This window comes from Leptospira wolffii serovar Khorat str. Khorat-H2 (assembly GCF_000306115.2).
Taxonomy (GTDB): Bacteria; Spirochaetota; Leptospiria; order Leptospirales; family Leptospiraceae; genus Leptospira_B; species Leptospira_B wolffii.
On sequence record NZ_AKWX02000013.1, the window covers coordinates 263,188 to 279,448 of the forward strand.

At 45.6% G+C, this 16,261-nt stretch carries 16 protein-coding genes; 9 read left to right on the plus strand and 7 right to left on the minus strand.

Annotated elements, in window-relative coordinates:
- Window position 1 precedes the first annotated feature (1 nt).
- On the minus strand, window positions 2–1,318 hold the full coding sequence (locus LEP1GSC061_RS11750) for a glycosyltransferase family 87 protein (RefSeq protein WP_016545439.1): 1,317 nt from the start codon (window positions 1,316–1,318) through the stop codon (window positions 2–4).
- Window positions 1,319–1,435: 117 nt separating this feature from the next.
- Here LEP1GSC061_RS11750 and queA point away from each other — a divergent pair, with 117 nt between their 5' ends.
- The 4 genes from queA (at window position 1,436) to LEP1GSC061_RS11770 (ending at window position 4,870) form a co-directional block, all read left to right on the plus strand.
- Entirely contained in the window at window positions 1,436–2,491 is a 1,056-nt protein-coding gene (gene queA, locus LEP1GSC061_RS11755) for a tRNA preQ1(34) S-adenosylmethionine ribosyltransferase-isomerase QueA (RefSeq protein ID WP_040508581.1), read from the plus strand.
- A gap of 56 nt (window positions 2,492–2,547) precedes the next feature.
- Window positions 2,548–4,167: an AAA family ATPase gene (locus tag LEP1GSC061_RS11760; RefSeq protein WP_040508648.1), complete on the plus strand. Its 1,620-nt coding sequence runs from the start codon at window positions 2,548–2,550 to the stop codon at window positions 4,165–4,167.
- 77 nt (window positions 4,168–4,244) lie between these two features.
- A complete protein-coding gene (locus tag LEP1GSC061_RS11765; protein WP_156844548.1) occupies window positions 4,245–4,505 on the plus strand; it encodes a hypothetical protein in 261 nt (86 codons plus the stop codon).
- 62 nt (window positions 4,506–4,567) lie between these two features.
- On the plus strand, window positions 4,568–4,870 hold the full coding sequence (locus LEP1GSC061_RS11770; RefSeq protein ID WP_016545570.1) for a YbaB/EbfC family nucleoid-associated protein: 303 nt from the start codon (window positions 4,568–4,570) through the stop codon (window positions 4,868–4,870).
- Between the two features lie 11 nt (window positions 4,871–4,881).
- Here LEP1GSC061_RS11770 and LEP1GSC061_RS11775 read toward each other — a convergent pair whose 3' ends face one another.
- Window positions 4,882–6,495: a peptidase MA family protein gene (locus LEP1GSC061_RS11775; protein ID WP_016545649.1), complete on the minus strand. Its 1,614-nt coding sequence runs from the start codon at window positions 6,493–6,495 to the stop codon at window positions 4,882–4,884.
- 91 nt (window positions 6,496–6,586) lie between these two features.
- Here LEP1GSC061_RS11775 and LEP1GSC061_RS11780 point away from each other — a divergent pair, with 91 nt between their 5' ends.
- A complete protein-coding gene (locus LEP1GSC061_RS11780; RefSeq protein ID WP_016545739.1) occupies window positions 6,587–7,378 on the plus strand; it encodes a hypothetical protein in 792 nt (263 codons plus the stop codon).
- Between the two features lies 1 nt (window position 7,379).
- Here the strand turns inward: LEP1GSC061_RS11780 and LEP1GSC061_RS11785 are convergent, their stop codons facing one another.
- Window positions 7,380–8,084, minus strand: coding sequence for a leucine-rich repeat domain-containing protein (locus LEP1GSC061_RS11785; RefSeq protein ID WP_040508651.1), 705 nt, complete (start codon window positions 8,082–8,084; stop codon window positions 7,380–7,382).
- 153 nt (window positions 8,085–8,237) lie between these two features.
- Between LEP1GSC061_RS11785 and LEP1GSC061_RS11790 the strand changes: the two genes are divergently transcribed.
- The 4 genes from LEP1GSC061_RS11790 (at window position 8,238) to LEP1GSC061_RS11805 (ending at window position 12,045) form a co-directional block, all read left to right on the plus strand.
- A complete protein-coding gene (locus tag LEP1GSC061_RS11790; RefSeq protein WP_040508653.1) occupies window positions 8,238–8,636 on the plus strand; it encodes a Fur family transcriptional regulator in 399 nt (132 codons plus the stop codon).
- Window positions 8,633–10,228, plus strand: coding sequence for a hypothetical protein (locus tag LEP1GSC061_RS11795; protein WP_040508582.1), 1,596 nt, complete (start codon window positions 8,633–8,635; stop codon window positions 10,226–10,228). The genes LEP1GSC061_RS11790 and LEP1GSC061_RS11795 overlap by 4 nt, the downstream gene beginning before the upstream one ends.
- A gap of 5 nt (window positions 10,229–10,233) precedes the next feature.
- Complete coding sequence (locus LEP1GSC061_RS11800; protein WP_016545657.1) at window positions 10,234–11,475, plus strand: AZOBR_p60025 family cell surface glycopolymer formation protein; 1,242 nt, start codon at window positions 10,234–10,236, stop codon at window positions 11,473–11,475.
- Between the two features lie 312 nt (window positions 11,476–11,787).
- Entirely contained in the window at window positions 11,788–12,045 is a 258-nt protein-coding gene (locus tag LEP1GSC061_RS11805; RefSeq protein WP_016545701.1) for an RNA recognition motif domain-containing protein, read from the plus strand.
- A gap of 39 nt (window positions 12,046–12,084) precedes the next feature.
- Here the strand turns inward: LEP1GSC061_RS11805 and LEP1GSC061_RS11810 are convergent, their stop codons facing one another.
- The 4 genes from LEP1GSC061_RS11810 to LEP1GSC061_RS11825 form a co-directional block, all read right to left on the minus strand.
- Window positions 12,085–12,588: a DUF4269 domain-containing protein gene (locus LEP1GSC061_RS11810; protein WP_016545722.1), complete on the minus strand. Its 504-nt coding sequence runs from the start codon at window positions 12,586–12,588 to the stop codon at window positions 12,085–12,087.
- Window positions 12,589–12,676: 88 nt separating this feature from the next.
- A complete protein-coding gene (locus tag LEP1GSC061_RS11815) occupies window positions 12,677–13,027 on the minus strand; it encodes an LB_289 family protein (protein WP_016545449.1) in 351 nt (116 codons plus the stop codon).
- A 248-nt stretch (window positions 13,028–13,275) separates the two neighbouring features.
- Entirely contained in the window at window positions 13,276–14,796 is a 1,521-nt protein-coding gene (locus LEP1GSC061_RS11820; RefSeq protein WP_016545464.1) for a PDZ domain-containing protein, read from the minus strand.
- 6 nt (window positions 14,797–14,802) lie between these two features.
- Window positions 14,803–16,257: a S1C family serine protease gene (locus LEP1GSC061_RS11825; RefSeq protein WP_415751834.1), complete on the minus strand. Its 1,455-nt coding sequence runs from the start codon at window positions 16,255–16,257 to the stop codon at window positions 14,803–14,805.
- Window positions 16,258–16,261: the final 4 nt, after the last annotated feature.

Below are 16,261 nucleotides of genomic sequence, written 5' to 3' on the forward strand. Positions count from 1 at the left end.
CCTAGCCGGATTCTTTCTCGTCCAGGAAGAAGAGACAAGCATATTGTATGAGGGAAATATAAAGTAAGAAAGAAACCATCAGTAGGGCATCTTCGACAGCGCCTCCGATGATGCTTCTGTGTAAAATTAATACTAAAACGGCAAGAAGGATGTAAACGGCGGCGGCTTTATTCCGAGAGAATCCTTTTCTCCATTCTTTCCAAGAAGGAAGAACGTTCTCGCTCCGAGGCCAGATCTTGGAAACTGCGAAAGCCGTCGGGAAAAGTAGAAAAACGAAAGCGTGGATCCAGGAAATCCCGCTGAAAATCACCGAGAAGAAGAATAGTCCGGATAAAACGAACGCATCCGAGGCTCCTTTAAAGGAGCGATATAGATAGGGTGCGCTGATCCCCAAGGTTAGAGCCGCCGCAATTGCTTTTACTTGGGTTACGGTTAAGGATAAGAAAGGCATTCCGAATTTGCTCTGATTCAGTAGATCCGCGTACGAAAGGAAATATTTAGAAAGAGTGGAATTCAGACTCTGGTTGTTTTTCCAGGCTCGTAGTGCCGGAGATTGGAGATACTTCTCTAAGACGAGATTGTACCAGGTCTCGTTCATTCTAAGGGTGAATTCCGGATCTAAAACTGCCGGTAGGGCGACCCAAGCGATTCCGAAAAGTAGAGTATAAACGATCACTAAATAACGTTTTTTGAATAAGAAATAAAATAAGAAAGCCGCGGGGGTGATTTTGATTACGATCGCCAGAGATAGAAGCGCCCCGGAGGCCCAATCTTTCTGCGTCATGACCGAAGCCAGGATCAGGAAGAGAAGAATAAAACCTACTTGGTTATTGTTTTGGTGATTCTCCAGAAAACGAAGACAAAGAAGAAGAACGGCGGATAGGAAGAGATAATTCTTCTCCTTTCCGAAAAACCCTGCGATCAGAAATAGACTGAGTCCGAGAGCTATACAGTTGATCGTAAAAAAGATGGAAGACGCGGTAGCGAAATCGAAGAGAGTCAAAGGAATCAGGAGAAAGGCGAAAGTAGGAGGATAAATATAGGATCCTACATTATCGATTCTCGCCTTCAGGCTCAAGAATACGGACGGTTCGAAGATCTGCTCTATCTTTAGCTTTCCTGACTCGAAATCCTTTACGACCTCGGAAAGAGCGTCCAGGCTATAGAGATCCTTGCCTTGGATGAAGTTTTGAGCGGCTAGATAATAGTCGGAAAAATCGGACGACTGCTCCGTTCTGCTGATGCCGTTCGCATAAAGGAGAGCTAAAATCAGAATGAATAGCAGAAGGGGGCCTTGCCTTTTCAGGTCGATCCGCATTCAGGTACTCTTTTCGAAAAGGCCGAAAAAGCCAATCAAATAAATTCATTCCTCCAGAAGGGTGTAGGGAGAGTAAAAATCGGTTCCCGTCGGAAAGCCCGGGTTTTCATTGGAAGAATGAAAATCTCGGATCTTTCCGAATTCGATTTCGAGCTCCCGGAAGAATTGATCGCAAAATTTCCGGCACCGGAAAGGGACCGCAGCCGTCTTCTTTGCATCGGAAGAACCCACTCCTTTCTAACGGAAGAGAAGGAGTTCCTAGAAATTCGGAAGTATCTCCGAAAAGGAGACGTACTCGTCGCTAATTCCACTCGGGTATCCAAACGCAGAGTGTTTTTAAGAACCAAGACGGGTAGAAGACATGAGGCCCTTTTTCTTTCCGAGCTGGAACCCGGGATTTGGAAAGCCCTAGTACGTAATTCTAAAAAGTTAAAACCCGAAGAGATGTTACAGGACGAGGTCGCCGCAGGATTCTCTTTTAAATTAGTGGGAAGATCGGAGGAGTTTTCCTTGCTCCAAGCGGGTCCGGAATTCCGAGAGGAAAGCTTCGAACAAATAGGAAGGATTCCGATTCCTCCCTATTTCAAGAGGGAAAGCGGACCGGAAGATGAGATTCGATACCAAACCGTTTACTCTAAGGCATTAGGATCGGTGGCCGCTCCCACTGCCGGTTTGCATTTTACTTCGGGCCTGATTTCCGATCTGAAAAATTCTGGGATAGAGTTTTTGGATTTGGAATTGAGAGTGGGTTACGGGACTTTCCAACCGATAGGAGAGAATCATTTCGCGGAGAAGAGATTACACGAAGAACGTTTCCTCTTGCCTGAGTACACAGTCTCCCGACTCAATCTTGCAAAAAAGGAAAAAAGAAGAATCCTTTCCGTAGGAACTACTACACTCAGAGCTTTGGAATCTTCCTACGATCCGATTTCCGATTCCTTTCGGATGGGCGAGGGAGAGACGACATTATTTCTACAACCCGGAGATCCTGTTCGGAGTTGCGACGGACTGATTACGAATTTCCATCTCCCCCAAAGTAGCCTTTTACTCCTCGTTTCCGCTTTTGCGGGAAAGGAAAATATTCTAAACGCTTATCGTTTCGCGATCGAGCATAAGTTCCGTTTTTTTTCCTACGGAGATGCCATGTTGATCCTGGATCCTATTCCGAACTAAGCTTTCTCCCCTTTATTTTATTGTGGGATTCTCCCCCAAGGTGGAGAATGGGAAAGGTGCTACGTAAAGTTCTTCCTTCCCAAACCGAGATCAAATTCAAGGCGGCGAAGCCTGTCCGTTTGAACGGGCTTCCGGACTTTCTCGTGTTTCATAAGGAGGAAGTGAGGACTTTTCGCCAGGCTCTGGAGAATCCGGGACTCTTCCGGCATATTCTGATCACCGGACCCGAGATTGAATCCAACCTTCTCCGCTTCGAACAGTATTTGGAGGAGATCGTAAAGGACCAACCGGTGGTTGCCGAACCGAATCCCACTCTTCTATCTCTTGCAGGTTTTCCTCATGATTCCAAGTATCGACCGGGCAAGATCGCGGAGGCGAACGGAGGACTTCTTTTACTTCCCATCAAACCTTTTATGGAAGATCCGGATCTGTATTATTTTTTGAAAGGGGTATTACTGACCGGTAAGATAGATTTCCTTTCCCTTCCGGAAGGTTCGGATTTAACCCGAATCGATAGATTTCATCCCAGCATAGAGTCCAGATTCCGTTTAATCTTAGTGGGAGAAGAAGCTGAGGTGGACGCAATCTCCCAAATAGACGCGGACTTTTACGGTAGTTTCGATTTCAAGATTCATATGCCTTATGAGATCAGCCTGGGTAAAGCGTGGCTTCCTATCTTCTCCGGATTATTGAAGTCTTGGGAGAAGCCGGGTTATCCTTCTTTAGACCAAACCGCGTTAGACTCCCTTTTAGAGTTGGCGCTACGTTGGAACGATAGTCAGAGCAGGCTTTCTCTACATCTCTCCGAACTCCGTTCTTTCGTAACCGAAATTCTCGCCTTAAACAAAAAGGCCAAGAAGTCCGTAGGAAGAGCCCAAATAGAAGCGGCTCCCGCATTGATCCAAAAGCGAACCGCCATCCATAAGAGAAAGTATCTGGAAAATATCCAGGAAGGTCTGATCTCCGTTCAGCTAAAGGGAAAGAAGACCGGTAGGATCAACGGTCTCTCCGTGATATTATTACAATCCTCTCTTTTGGATTTCGGGCAAGTGAATCAGGTCTCGGCAAGAGTCTCCCTCGGATCGGGAAATCTAATCAATATAGAAAGGGAAGTGAATCTCTCCGGAAACCTTCACGATAAGGGCGTATTTATCCTACAATCTTATATCAAAGGGATGTTCTCTCATATCCAGTCCTTCGGATTGGACGCATCCATTTTATTCGAGCAGAATAGCTCACCCATAGACGGAGACTCCGCGAGTTGCGCGGAACTATTGGCTTTATTGTCCGCGCTTTCCGGTTTGGAAATAGCATGCAATATCGCCGTCACCGGTGCGCTTTCCCAGTACGGGGACATTCTTCCCGTGGGAGCCGTAAACACGAAGATCCAAGCTTGGTTTGATGTGACCAGGCTCGCTGGCTCCAACAAGGACAAATACTGTATTTATATTCCCAAGGATAATGTGAGGGACTTGAATCTTTCCCGGGAAATTCGGGAGGAAATGCGAAAGGGAAAATTCCAAATCGTTTCCTGCTCTCATGTGGAGGATCTTATACCGGAAATTTTCGGAACACCAGCAGGTAAAATTTCCAAGACAGGGATATATCCTCCGAATACTCTTTTCCGAATCATCGAAGAAAGAATCGATCGCAAGAGAGACGGAGAAGAGGGGTAAAATCCCGAATTTTCGGCTCTAAATTCGACAAAACTCAGGGATTTTCGCCGGAATTCCCCTAATCAGACTGCACTGGATTGGCCGATACTATAGATACAGCCATGAAATCCGGAGCCAGGATCAATATTGAATCTTCTTTGGTGGTGACTCTAGTTGCGAGTCTGGGGTTCCTATTGGTCCTAGGACTTGCTCCGGTCAGAAACTCAGGACAAGACGGCTTCGCCACGGAACCGTATCTTCCGGAATTACTAAGAGATAGATTCACCTGGGAACCTAGTTCCGAACAGATCCGGGATCTTCCCGAGAGAACCAAAGAACCGGGCCCTTCTTCCGTATAATTCTTGCATAGAGGCTTCCTAAAGAAAATCTATTCCTAGGTTCCAAAGGAACCGGGAGTCGTATGTTCGGCGGAAAAAGCTTAGATAATCTTAAACAAATGAACCAGATGCGGGTAAGAATGAAGCGTCTGGAAAAAGAATTAGAGTCCCTTTCTTTCGAAGGAAAATCCAAGAACGATCTGGTGGTATGCATTGCCGACGGAAAGCAAGTCGTTCAGGAAATTAAAATAGAAGATTCTCTTCTCGCTAAGAACGATAAAAAGCTATTGCAGAAAAGTATCAAACAGGCAGTGAACCAGGCCATGGAAGCCGCGCAGAAAGCTGCGGAAGAGAAAATGGGAGAGTTCCGGGAACTTCTTTCCTAATCTCAAAAATCCTAAAAGATCGAGATCGGTTTTAATTTCGTACGAGTCCGGGAGAGTTTGAAAAATTCGTGTGGGCATACCGCACGCACGCCGGAGGATTCCGGTAAGGAGATCGCTTCTTCCCCTTCGTCCTCCGATTCAGTGATCCCTAGGGAAACGGAAATATCACCCGACTTTCTCGCATCCGTATTGATCTGTAAAGAATATTGGGCACCGTCCCAAACCTTCTTGAATAAGACCAAATTGCTCGTCGAGCCCGCATTGGATCTGTCCGCCTTGACGAGTTGGATCTGGCCGGGAGTTAATTGGGAAAGAGGAGTGATCTCGGGAATTCTTAACGGGTTGTATAATTTTCTTAGCTCTCCGCCTTCTTCTCCGCTAAGAGGAAAAGGATAATATTGGATGAGTTGGTTCATCCCGTCTAGGAATGCGGTTCCCCCTGAAGTGTCTGTACCCATCTGACCGGAATCGGGCAGAGTCTCTCCCAAGGATTGCCAGATGAATGTGGGATATATTTTCTGGAAGGAAGTCGCAGAACTGGATCCGAGTAAGTCTTTGATTCCTTGGGGAGCATTCGTGTATCCTGTAGCATTCGAACGGAAAAGTTGGAATAGACCCAAGGCGTCCGAGGCCCGATAACCTTTAGGCCCCTGGACTCCCGAGCGGAAATATGCGTTACGCTCGCTTGTGGTCGATCCTGAAATCATATATAAATATTTCATGAAAGAATACGCGAAAGCGTAATCCACAAGAGTATTGAACTTCGAGGACCCGAATACGGTGCTTCCGTTGGCTCCTCGAGCGCAGGAGTTGGAATTTCTACCCCTATAGCAATTGATCCTACTGATTTGAGGAGAATAACCTGCTATATCGGACGCAACTTCGCTTGTACCTTCGTTGATCCAAGCCTCGTCCCTTCCTCCGTTGCTAGTTAGTATTCTCGCCTCGTATTGGAACCGAATCAAGTGCTGGTATTCGTGCGCAAGTGTGGCAAGGAAGGTATCCGGCTTTCCCGCAGTCATATCCGAAGTCCTCAATTCTACGAGCTCGACTCCGTCCATATAAACTATATTCGAGTAATTGGATCTTACGCTATAACTGGAGCTATCCGGAAAATAATCCACCGGATCGAAGAATCCGGCCACAAAGGAACCTCCAGGTTGGCTTCCGTCTATGATATTGGTTACGATTACGGTTACTTTACCGTCACCGTCCAAATCGTCGGAGTATCCGAAAGCGTCTCCTAAACGAGGATAGATCTTAGTATCGAACTCTTGGGCTATATAATTATAATCGATCGCATTTTCCAGACCGGCACTCGCGTATACCTTCACATGGGTTCCAGAACTCATGAGTTGGGTTTGAGTGCAGGCGGAAGAATTAGTAACTAAATTACGAATCCAAAAGGAAGAAGCTCCCGAGCAGGAGGAGCTTAAACGACTTAAGGAAAGAAGATCGGATAGATTCGGTTCGGTCTTATCATCCGATTGAAAAACGTTTTGTCCTACACAATGGGAAAGAAAGAAAACGAAAAGAAAGAATTTGGAGATTCCAACGAGACGACCGACCCGAGTTTTACGGACCAAAGAAAGAGTTTGCATTTCTTTTTTGAAAGAAACTTTCATGTCTCTACCCGAGAAGAGGGAAACTGCTTTACCAGTCGCCTCCGTCTCGTAAGGTCAATTCTGCGGGGAGGTCTCCGAGGAGCAAGAACCATTGGCGTTTAAAAATTTTAAGGAAAGGAAATTTTTTTCCAAATTTTTCGGCATCCTTTGCATTTTTTCGTTAGAATGCAATTGCGGTTTTCGTCCTTCTCCTCTTGAGAGAGAATCCGGTCAAGGACCGGAACATTCCTCGTTATTCGCCTCTCTTCCGGAAAGCGGAGAATATTTTTCCGAACTCAAAAAAATTCCCACCGGATTTTATATCCGACAAATCTATCTGAATCATAAAACCAAGAACGAGTTCTATATGAGCCAGCTCACCGTTTCCGAGGCCAAGAATTGGGAGGAAATTCGATTCGAAGGAAAGCTGACTAAGGACGATTCCGGTAAACTGTTGAGATTTCGTCCCAGACTTTGCAGGATCTTTACTAGTAAAAACCCCGGAGATAGATGGGCCCTAGTCCGAGCCTTCGAATGCGATCATTTCGAATTTCTAATATGGAAAGCGGGTCTCAGGGAACTGAGAATCGTTCCCGGACCGGAGGGAGAAGAGGACGGAGTACTGTTTCGTAGGCCGAATGCAGGAACTCCCGAAAAAATTTCCGGTATAGTACTCCGCGCTTCGGGCAAAAACACGAGCGTTTGGGGAATGAGATTGTCTAGAGTCCGAAAGGGGGCCAAGGGACAATTAGAGACTTACGACGGAAGGAACCTGGATCTCAGATCTTTGCAAACGGTGGAAACCACGGGTGAAGCCGAGACTACAGCACCGAATCTGGCTCGTCCGGGAGATTTCATTCTATACACGAATCCCAACTCGGTCAATCCTCTCGCTTATGAATGACCTAGTCCGATCCCTTTTCCGAGCTTAAAATCTTTCGCAGACCCGGCATGATTTTTAGATAGGGGAGTTGCTTCCGTATACTTCTGATTTCGTCGTCCGAGACATCCGTTCCGTCCAATTGCAGATGGAAAAGCCCGGAAAGGGAATACAATGGGGCTAGATCCTTTACTTCCGTTCCTTGCAAATATAGCTCTTGCAAACTCGTACAATTTCCAAGAGGACTTAGATCTTTCACTTTCGTATTTTTGATAAGAAGGTGCCGTAATTTACATCCCGGACCGATAAATTCCAGATTCGAAATTTTAGAACCCTTCATTTCCAACCTGGTGAGTCTATTCCATCCGTCGAAGGTTCTCATTCCGGCGTCAGTGATCGGGACTCCGTTTAGAACCAAAGAATCCAATTTTTCGAATCTGCGAAGCGGAGATAAATCCCGGATTTGCGAATCGGTAATATTCAAATATCTAAGTCGGGGGAGATCTGGAAGTTCCTCTAAGGAACGAAGCTCTTTCGTATTCAATTCCAACACTTCTAGTTTGGAAAATGCAAGCAGATCCTTCCAACTGGGTTCTTCCTGAAATCCCAACCAGCGGATGTCCTTCGGATAGGCGCCCAACACTTCTCCGGAAGAATTACGAATCGTGGAATAATTTTCCGGGCGATAAGAGCAGGAAAGAAAGAATAGAAGAAAAAAGAATTTCCTCATACGTAATAAATTCATCCGAATCCCGGGAAAGAAAACTAGAAAATAAACTGAAGCACTTTAATTGGAGGTTTCTTTCAAGAGGACGCGTAGCTTGGAATCGGGGTTGACATGGGTCTAGTTCGTAGCCAGGATCGAAATTGCCCGGAAGATTGGATGGACGAAGATAAAAAATCCGCATCCCGAAACACCAAGCAAAAAGGAGAAATTCTTAGAGTCATCCAGGACGCAAAGGGTCCGCTTTCCGTAAAGGAAATCCACGACATATCTAAGAAATCTATCCAGAATATAGGAATCGCCACGGTTTATAGAGCCGTGAACCATTTACTGGATTCAGGTTTAATCCACGAAATCCAATTGCCGGGAGAATCCTCTCGGTTCGAAACCAGTCATTTGGACCACCACCACCATTTCCATTGCAAGATCTGCGATCGGGTCTTCGACGTGGGGCTTTGCCCTTTCCCGGTGGAGAATCTTCCCAAAGGATTTACAGTGGATTCCCATGAAATCATTCTCTACGGAGTATGTTCCGAGTGCAACTCGTCCAAAAAATGAAAGAAACATCAATCAAAGTTAGAATCATATATATTAGTTTTTTATTATTCGGATTTTTTCTGCTCTTGGACAGAATCCTTCTCCCCGAGATACTATTCGGCGTTCCTAACGAGCTGGAATGGGACACATCTCCCTGGTTCAATTTCTTGGAGAAGAGGAGCAAAATCCGCTTCGACAAAGAGGAGCGGGGAGTCCTGATCGCGGGCAGTAGCGTGGCGTTATATTCTTCTCTTCCGGAAAGAATGAACGATAGATTTCGAAATTCTACCGATCTCAAGGACGTTAGAGCCGAGTTCTATTCCCACCCCGCTTTGACTCCTTCCGATTTATACCATTACAGAAAGGATATAGTGGATAAGAATCCTTCTCTTTTGGTTTTCATACTGAATCCCGCCGACCTGCAATTGGACTTTTTAATCACTCCGGAAGAGGAGGCCAAGAGAAAGGAGCAATTCGAAAACAGGATCGTATACAAAGAAAAGGAGATTCTGGATCTGACCAAAGTGGAATACGACGAGATGAGATTGGCGGAAACATCTGCAAAAACTCGCCACCAAAATCGGATGTTATACCCGTTCGAATATCTCACCGAGAATTTTTCCTCCGTCTTGGGAGTGGGTAAATCCGCGATCTTATCCCTTTTATCCAGGTCGATCTTTTTTACCGTAAGATACAGAAGCTTTCTTTACGATCCATTCGATGCGATGATAGAGAATCATTTTAGAAGCGGTAGGTCTTATCATTATTTTACGGGCATCCAACCGAAAGAAGGAATCTACCTAAGAGGTTGGGCCAAACCTGAATTCCATATATCCTGCGAACTAAAAAGCGGGGTCCTGGAGGAAAGTGTCTTCTTCCAGGAAAAAGACACGAACCTAAAAGTATTTCAGGGAGAAAAAAACGTATTCGATCGGACTTTTTCCAAATCGGGATGGCAACCTTTACGTTTGGAATTTCCCGAAAAACCGGAAACAGTATATCTCAAATTCGTAATGAATCGTCCCATTTCTTCCGATCGCGTGGATTCTAGGATCTTTGGAACGGAGGAAATCTACGGAATCCGACTCTCCCAAAATTTTTGCAGAAGAGAGATTCGGACTGGAATTTCCTACTCCCGCATCCGAGGCCTGGACGATACTCGTTTGGCTTCTATGGACGATTCCACTTATGATAAGGATTACGCGGCGAGAATTTACGGATCCAAACCAGGAGCCTCCACTTCCCGTTTGGTGACTCTAAGAATGGGAAAACTGAAATTGGCAGCGGCCCGCGACTTCTTTATCTGGTCCGAATTGGATTACCTCAAGAAGAATGTGGAGTATTTCCGTTCGAAAGGAATCCGAGTGTTGCTCGTTCATTCTCCCGAAAATCCCGTAGAAAGAAGCGTTTACCAGGAGAGTCCATGGTATAAGGGATATGTTTCCTATCTGGAAAAATTAGGGACGGAAGAGTATCGGTTCCGGAATGCGGCGCCTAGCTTCGAGAAAAAGCAGGATTTTTTGGATCCCCATCATCTTACCTACGACGCTTCCGAACGTTCCACCGACTTGTACGCCGATTGGATTTCGGAAATATTGTCCGAGAAAAAATAGAAACCATGAGAAATCCATTCGATTCCTTCTCAAAGACCCGGCTTTTTCTTTCCGATTTATTTTTGCCTTTCTTGGCGGATAAGAATCGGGTTCTCGTTCTATTCTTTCTGATGTATTTTTCCGCCTCCTTCTTTGTCTGGAAAAAATACGAATGGAATCCTACTTCTCAGATCAATTTCGGAAAGGAATTCGCCGATCAGAATGCGCCAGAAACACCTCCGGGAGCCGTCGTATTTCTGGGAGAAGAAGGGAACCTAGGCGCCGGTTACGACGGACAAATCTTTTATTATTATTCTAGGATGCTGTCCGGATTTCACCTGGATTGGCCCAAGGGTTTCGAGACTAGTTTTAGAGCGCCAAGGATCGGATATCCGCTTTTGGTTTCTCCCTTCGGTTGGTTCGGGAGATACGGAACCGTATTCGGGATGTATTTTTTACATCTGTTGCTACTTCCTCTTTCTTTTCTAGCGCTACGCGACCTATTATCCGAAGACAAAAAATACCTGGCTGGTCTATATCTTCTCTCACCCTTTACCTTAGGAAGTTACGTGCTTCTGGTATCCGATACGGTCATGATCGGTCTTGTCGTTCTATCGTACTGGGCTTACAAAAAGAAAAGGTATCTTCTCTTCTCACTTTTGGGCGGGGTAGCGATTCTCACGAAAGAACAGGCTCTCTTCCTCCTTTTTCCTTTGGGATTAGAGGCTTTATTTCGAAAAGAATGGAGAAATGCAATATGGGTAGGATCGGTTCTAATCTTGCCGGTTCTATGGAGCGCCTATTTACGAACCCAATTTCCTTCTTGGAGTCCCGCTCACTTAGGGAGCTTTTTCGAGCCTTTTAGCGGAATATCCGCCTATTTCCGGGAAATCTACGAGGCTGTATCCGGGGCAGACGCGGGCTTAAAGGTGTTAGTAAAGAAATTCTCTCGTTTCCCGCTTCTGGTTCTTCTCGCTTCCGGCGTCTTTTTATTATTCCGAGGTCGAATCCGCCTGGGGATTCCTTTCCGGATCGGATTCGGAATCACGATGTTTACGATCTGCGGGGCAGGATACATATTGTATTGGGCCACTTATGAGAACGTTTCCAGGATGTTTGCGGTGAGTTTGCCGCTTTTGGCCCTTTGGCAATCCGAAGACGAGGAACTCCCCGGCTGGATCTACTGGACCCTCTGCGGTCTCGTTCTATTCTTCTTTTTTATAAAATTGGCAATCGTTTCGCAACCATTGCGCTTCTTGGTTTGGTAATTTGGCGACTTTCCCGTTATTTTCGTCATTTTTAGGAAAGGCAGGTTCGTAAAAAATTTCTTAGACTTGATTCTTCTCGGAAAAGAATTAACTTGGTCGTATTGTAGGTCCGCTGTTCAGAAATCCGCACGTGTCAAAGTACTAGTATTGTTAGAACCAAAGACTCTCATTCTTAAGTGGTGAGATCTTCCGCGCTTCTACCGATCGTTCACCAATCCCGCCATTTTCTAGAGAGTTAACTGTCTGTTAAAAGGCGAATTGGGTCTCCATTTGCGAAGTCCAGGCTGCCTAAAAAAATCGTTCGAGGAAAGCATGCAAAATCGCAAACTTTTTGTAGGAAATCTTAATTACTCCGTCGGCCAAGCCGAAATCAGTGAGTTGTTCTCTAATTACGGCGAAGTATCGTACGTAAAAGTAATCGAAGGCAAAGGATTCGGATTCGTCGAAATGGCGAATGACGAGCAAGCTGCTAACGCTAAAAACAGTCTGAACGGAACCGAGTTCAAAGGAAGAACCTTGAATATCGATATCGCTAAGCCTCAGACTTTCAATAAGCCTAGAAGAAACTAATCCTTTCTATCTCCGGGAGGCCGTGCGGCTTCTCGGAGATCAGACTATCGTTCCCTTTTTCCTGCCGTATTCCAGAAGTGCGGCGTAGGGATCCTTTCCCTCCAAGTCTAGAATTTCTACAAACGATTCTTCCGTGGTCTTGCCGGAGCCTTTGCGCTCTAAAACCTTCTTCCGAATATTCTCTCCGTTTTCCTCCAATATCTCTTTTTCTATGAGCAGATGTAGGTAAGATATTTGTCTCCGAGTGGGAATGGCCTGGGCCACAATTTCCACTTTTTCCGACTCCAAATGGAAGCGGCAAACCAGAGAGGGGACACCTCCCAGATTTCTTTCGGACAGCATATAATTAGGAAAATGGGAGAAGCCCTCTAAAATTCCCACGAGAGAAGGTTGGATATTACAAATGATGTCTATATCGGAATCGGGAAGATCCACGGAAATAGGAATCGAACCTACAAACTCGGGATCCGAATCCTTTAGTTTGGACAAGATCCCGTGTTTATCCAGTAATTTTACGCATTCGGAATAGCGGTCCGATATCATGGGTTTTCTGGAATTGATCCAGCCGAGTCAGGGGCGGTAAGGCCGTAGATGGGTAAGGAAATTCCGGAATCGGAATCCTTATTCTATGCTATACTCCTACTTCTTCTTCCGCGTCGTCGTTTTCAAAAGTCAGGAGTTCCAATAGCTCATTATATGCTCTTTCTTTTTCCTGTACTCCGGTTTTCTTAATGGCCTTCTTCAATACATCATCCCATTTTTTTTGGGGAAGAATGGCCTGCATTTGCTCGAGTACTTCCAAGACGTCGATATCGTCTTTCGTATTGAAAATCTCGGTTACGTCGTAGCGGAACAATCCGGAAAGTTGGTCTATAAAATCCCCAACACTACTTCCGTTGCTGGCTCGTCCTTGTAAGGCTTCTTGTTTTTTTTGAGCTTTGCGGAGATCTCTTTCTCGTCTCTCCAATTCGGTCCGTTTCATAAAAGAACCCTCTCCTACCGACTGTACCTACCATCTTTTCGAACCCTGTTTCGTGGCATAGAAAAAACCCTTGGAAAAACCGGGAGAAAATCGAGGAGGATCGGTCAGTTCCATCTCAAAAGTCCCATTTCCGGCCGAAAAACTGGCCCATTCGCGAAATCCGGTCTTCCGGTCAGGACTTCGGACTTATTTATTAGACCGCGGAAAATGAGAATTTATTTCGGAGTTTCGGAAGCAAAAGGCGAGTTTCAGCGTTCGCCCATGGCTCCGTTAGGGATTCTATATTCTGTTTGGATCCTTTTGTTTGCGGAGGAAAGATTTTCCTTATCTAAAACTACATCGGTTCCGTCGTCTAAGCGAACTTCCACGAATCTGGTTCCCGATTCTTTCACCTGCTTGGCTATGTCTTTGACGGAGCGGACCGGTTTTCCGTTTACGGACTCTACGATTCTTCCTCCGACTTCATGGTATCCGTTATTGGATTCGTCCGGAATGACTTGGGAAAGTATTACGATCTTTCCTTCCTTACCGGGAGAACTGAACTTATTATAATCGTATAGATAGAGAAGTTTCCGATCCACTTTGGATCTCCAATCTTTTCCCCATTCCAAAAGATATCCTTCGGAAAGTTCCACGAAGAGAAAGCCTCCGTTAAAATAATAGTCTGTCTTTAAACCCGGATTTCTATGGGGGATTCGGATCGCTGAATAAGGAAAAGGTTTTAATGGTAGCTTGATTTCTGAAGGCTTCTTATCCCGCAAAATAGAAACCGGGATTTCTTTGCCGATTTGATAACCGAATTCGTCTCCGGAATGCGCTATATAGGAAAGAACCTGTTTTCCGTATTTTGGATGTTCGAAATATCCTTTAGAATCGATCTTCTTTCCGCCGAATTCTAGAATCACGTCTCCCGGTTGCAGAACTCCGTCCGCGGAACTGCCCGGCAAAACTTCCGCAACCACGATCCCTCTATCCTTTTCCGTGATTCCGTAAAAGTTCTTAGTGGCAGTGTCCGTTACCGGTCTGTAGCGAAAACCTTTGAATGCAATCTCGGATTTTCCGAATTTACCTAGGAATTTTTGGATCAAAAAGGAAGGAATAGCTCTACCGGAATTCTTATCTCCGGAGAATTCGAAAAGGATTCCGGTTACATTACCGTTTTCTAATAATACTTCCCCGTTGCCGTTCAATGTCTCCGCGGAATTCACGTCTAAAACGGGTAATTCCACCAAACCTTGCGGATATTGGTCCAAGTCTAGACTGATCAAAGAGCCGGAGGAACTTTGAATGGATCCGGAATTATCCAATTGGTAGATGGAAACCTGTTTCGGATAGCTGATCGAGGACTGAAACTCCAAGGGGGTCAGATCCTTATAGAATCCTTCCTCCTCCACTTTCAAAAGTGCTAGATCCGTCTCGGAATCGATTTTAGAAATGATGGCCTTTGTCTCCGCATAAGAGGAGAATTTTTTCACTTCCACCAAGGTAGAGTAGGCGAGCAGATGAGCCGGTAATAGGATCCTTTCTCCGGGAACTACGATGCCTACTCCTCTCCGAACCCTGGGATTTTTCTTTTTCCAGGGGTTGAAATAGTCGGGTTCCTGGTAGGATATCTTTACTTGTACGATGCTTTTCTTAAATTCCTCTTCGGATTTGGATATGACGGAATGATCCGCTTTTGGGGGAGAAGAGGGCTTAGGCTTCTTCTTAGCCTCTATTACGGAAAAAGAAACAAGGATTAGAGCCAGGGAAACGATACGTTGCAACAAGATACTTTACTCCAAACCGTAGGTACTGCGGATTTGCGCGTCCGCTTTTCCGACTTCCTCTCTATCCAAGATGAGCGGAAGTTCCACATCCAAAAACTTAAGTTTGAGAAATCTGGATTTGGAATCGGAAACGATTCGTTTCAGATCCGCCAAACTGTCCACCTTCTCTCCGTTTACGGATTCCAGGACTAAGTTCAGATAAAAATCCGCGGAGGCGTTTACGGGATGAGCGAGTTTTCTGTAGAGGACCACATCGGCCTTTTTAGTTCCGTTGAAGCCGTCTTCTATGAAATAATCGTAACGATATAGAAATTGGCTGCCGCCGGAAGTATTGCCGCTTCTGCTCCAAGCTCCCAACAAATCCCTGGACATTTCCTGGAAAAGAAGACCACCGATCATGGAATAGTCGAAGGAGAGATCGTAGCGATTCCGCATAAAATCGAAATCCGGCATTCTCTTGGCCTTGAATTCCACGGTGATGAGCTTTCCATCCCTAAACACACGGAACCGGATCGGTTCTCCCGAGTATTTATCGTCTATGGTTTCCGTAAAATCCACACGGGCATCCTTATCCAGGGTGATGGTTCCGTTACGACCGATTGCGAGTCCGTCGACTTCCGTCAGATAATCGCCTTCTTTCAGGTAACCGTCAGCGGAACCGTGGGGAAGGATACGGGTTACGAAAACTCCTTCCATCCCTTCCGGGATTCCTTTGGATTTTCTCAGAGAAGCATTAAAAGAATTGAATGTACCAATTCCTAACTCCACGTATCCGTCGTATTTTCCGTCCTCTATATCCTTTAGAAAATGACGTATGACTTTGGTGGGGATGAGATATCCTATATTCTCCCCTTTGGTGGCGACTTGGAAGGCGACTCCGACTACCTTGTCGTTTTGGATTGCCGGCCCACCCGAGTTCCCCGGATTGATGGCGGCGTCTACCTGCAATACTAGGTGGCTGTCTACCGAAGAATGTTCGTATTTGGATTGTTCCTTTCTGGAAACGATTCCTCGGGTAACGGAGACCTTATTTCCTCCGATCGGATACCCTACCACGATGAGAGGGGAGTTCAGTTCCGGGATTTCTCCCAAGGTCAATTCTTTGGAGTCCTTATAGAATTCGGGATCTTCCGCTTCTAAAACGGCGAGATCGCAATCGTGGGCAACATGCAGTACCTTGACTCGATACCATTCCGTTTGGTTGTATCTCTGGACCTGGATGAACTTGGCGTTGGATATTACGTGGGCATTCGTGAGGATTCTTTTGTTTCCGATCAAAAATCCTGTTCCGGAACTAGCTCGGACTCCGTCCGTGGTCCAGGGCGTATAAGCGCTAAATGCCTGGGAATATACTTTGATTTGGACAACGGATTTACGAACGCTATCGAAGTCCGTTTTTTCTTCCGCATGCAGATGGGCATAAAAGAAGAAAGCGAGAATTACTAGATGTAATCTTAGGATTTTT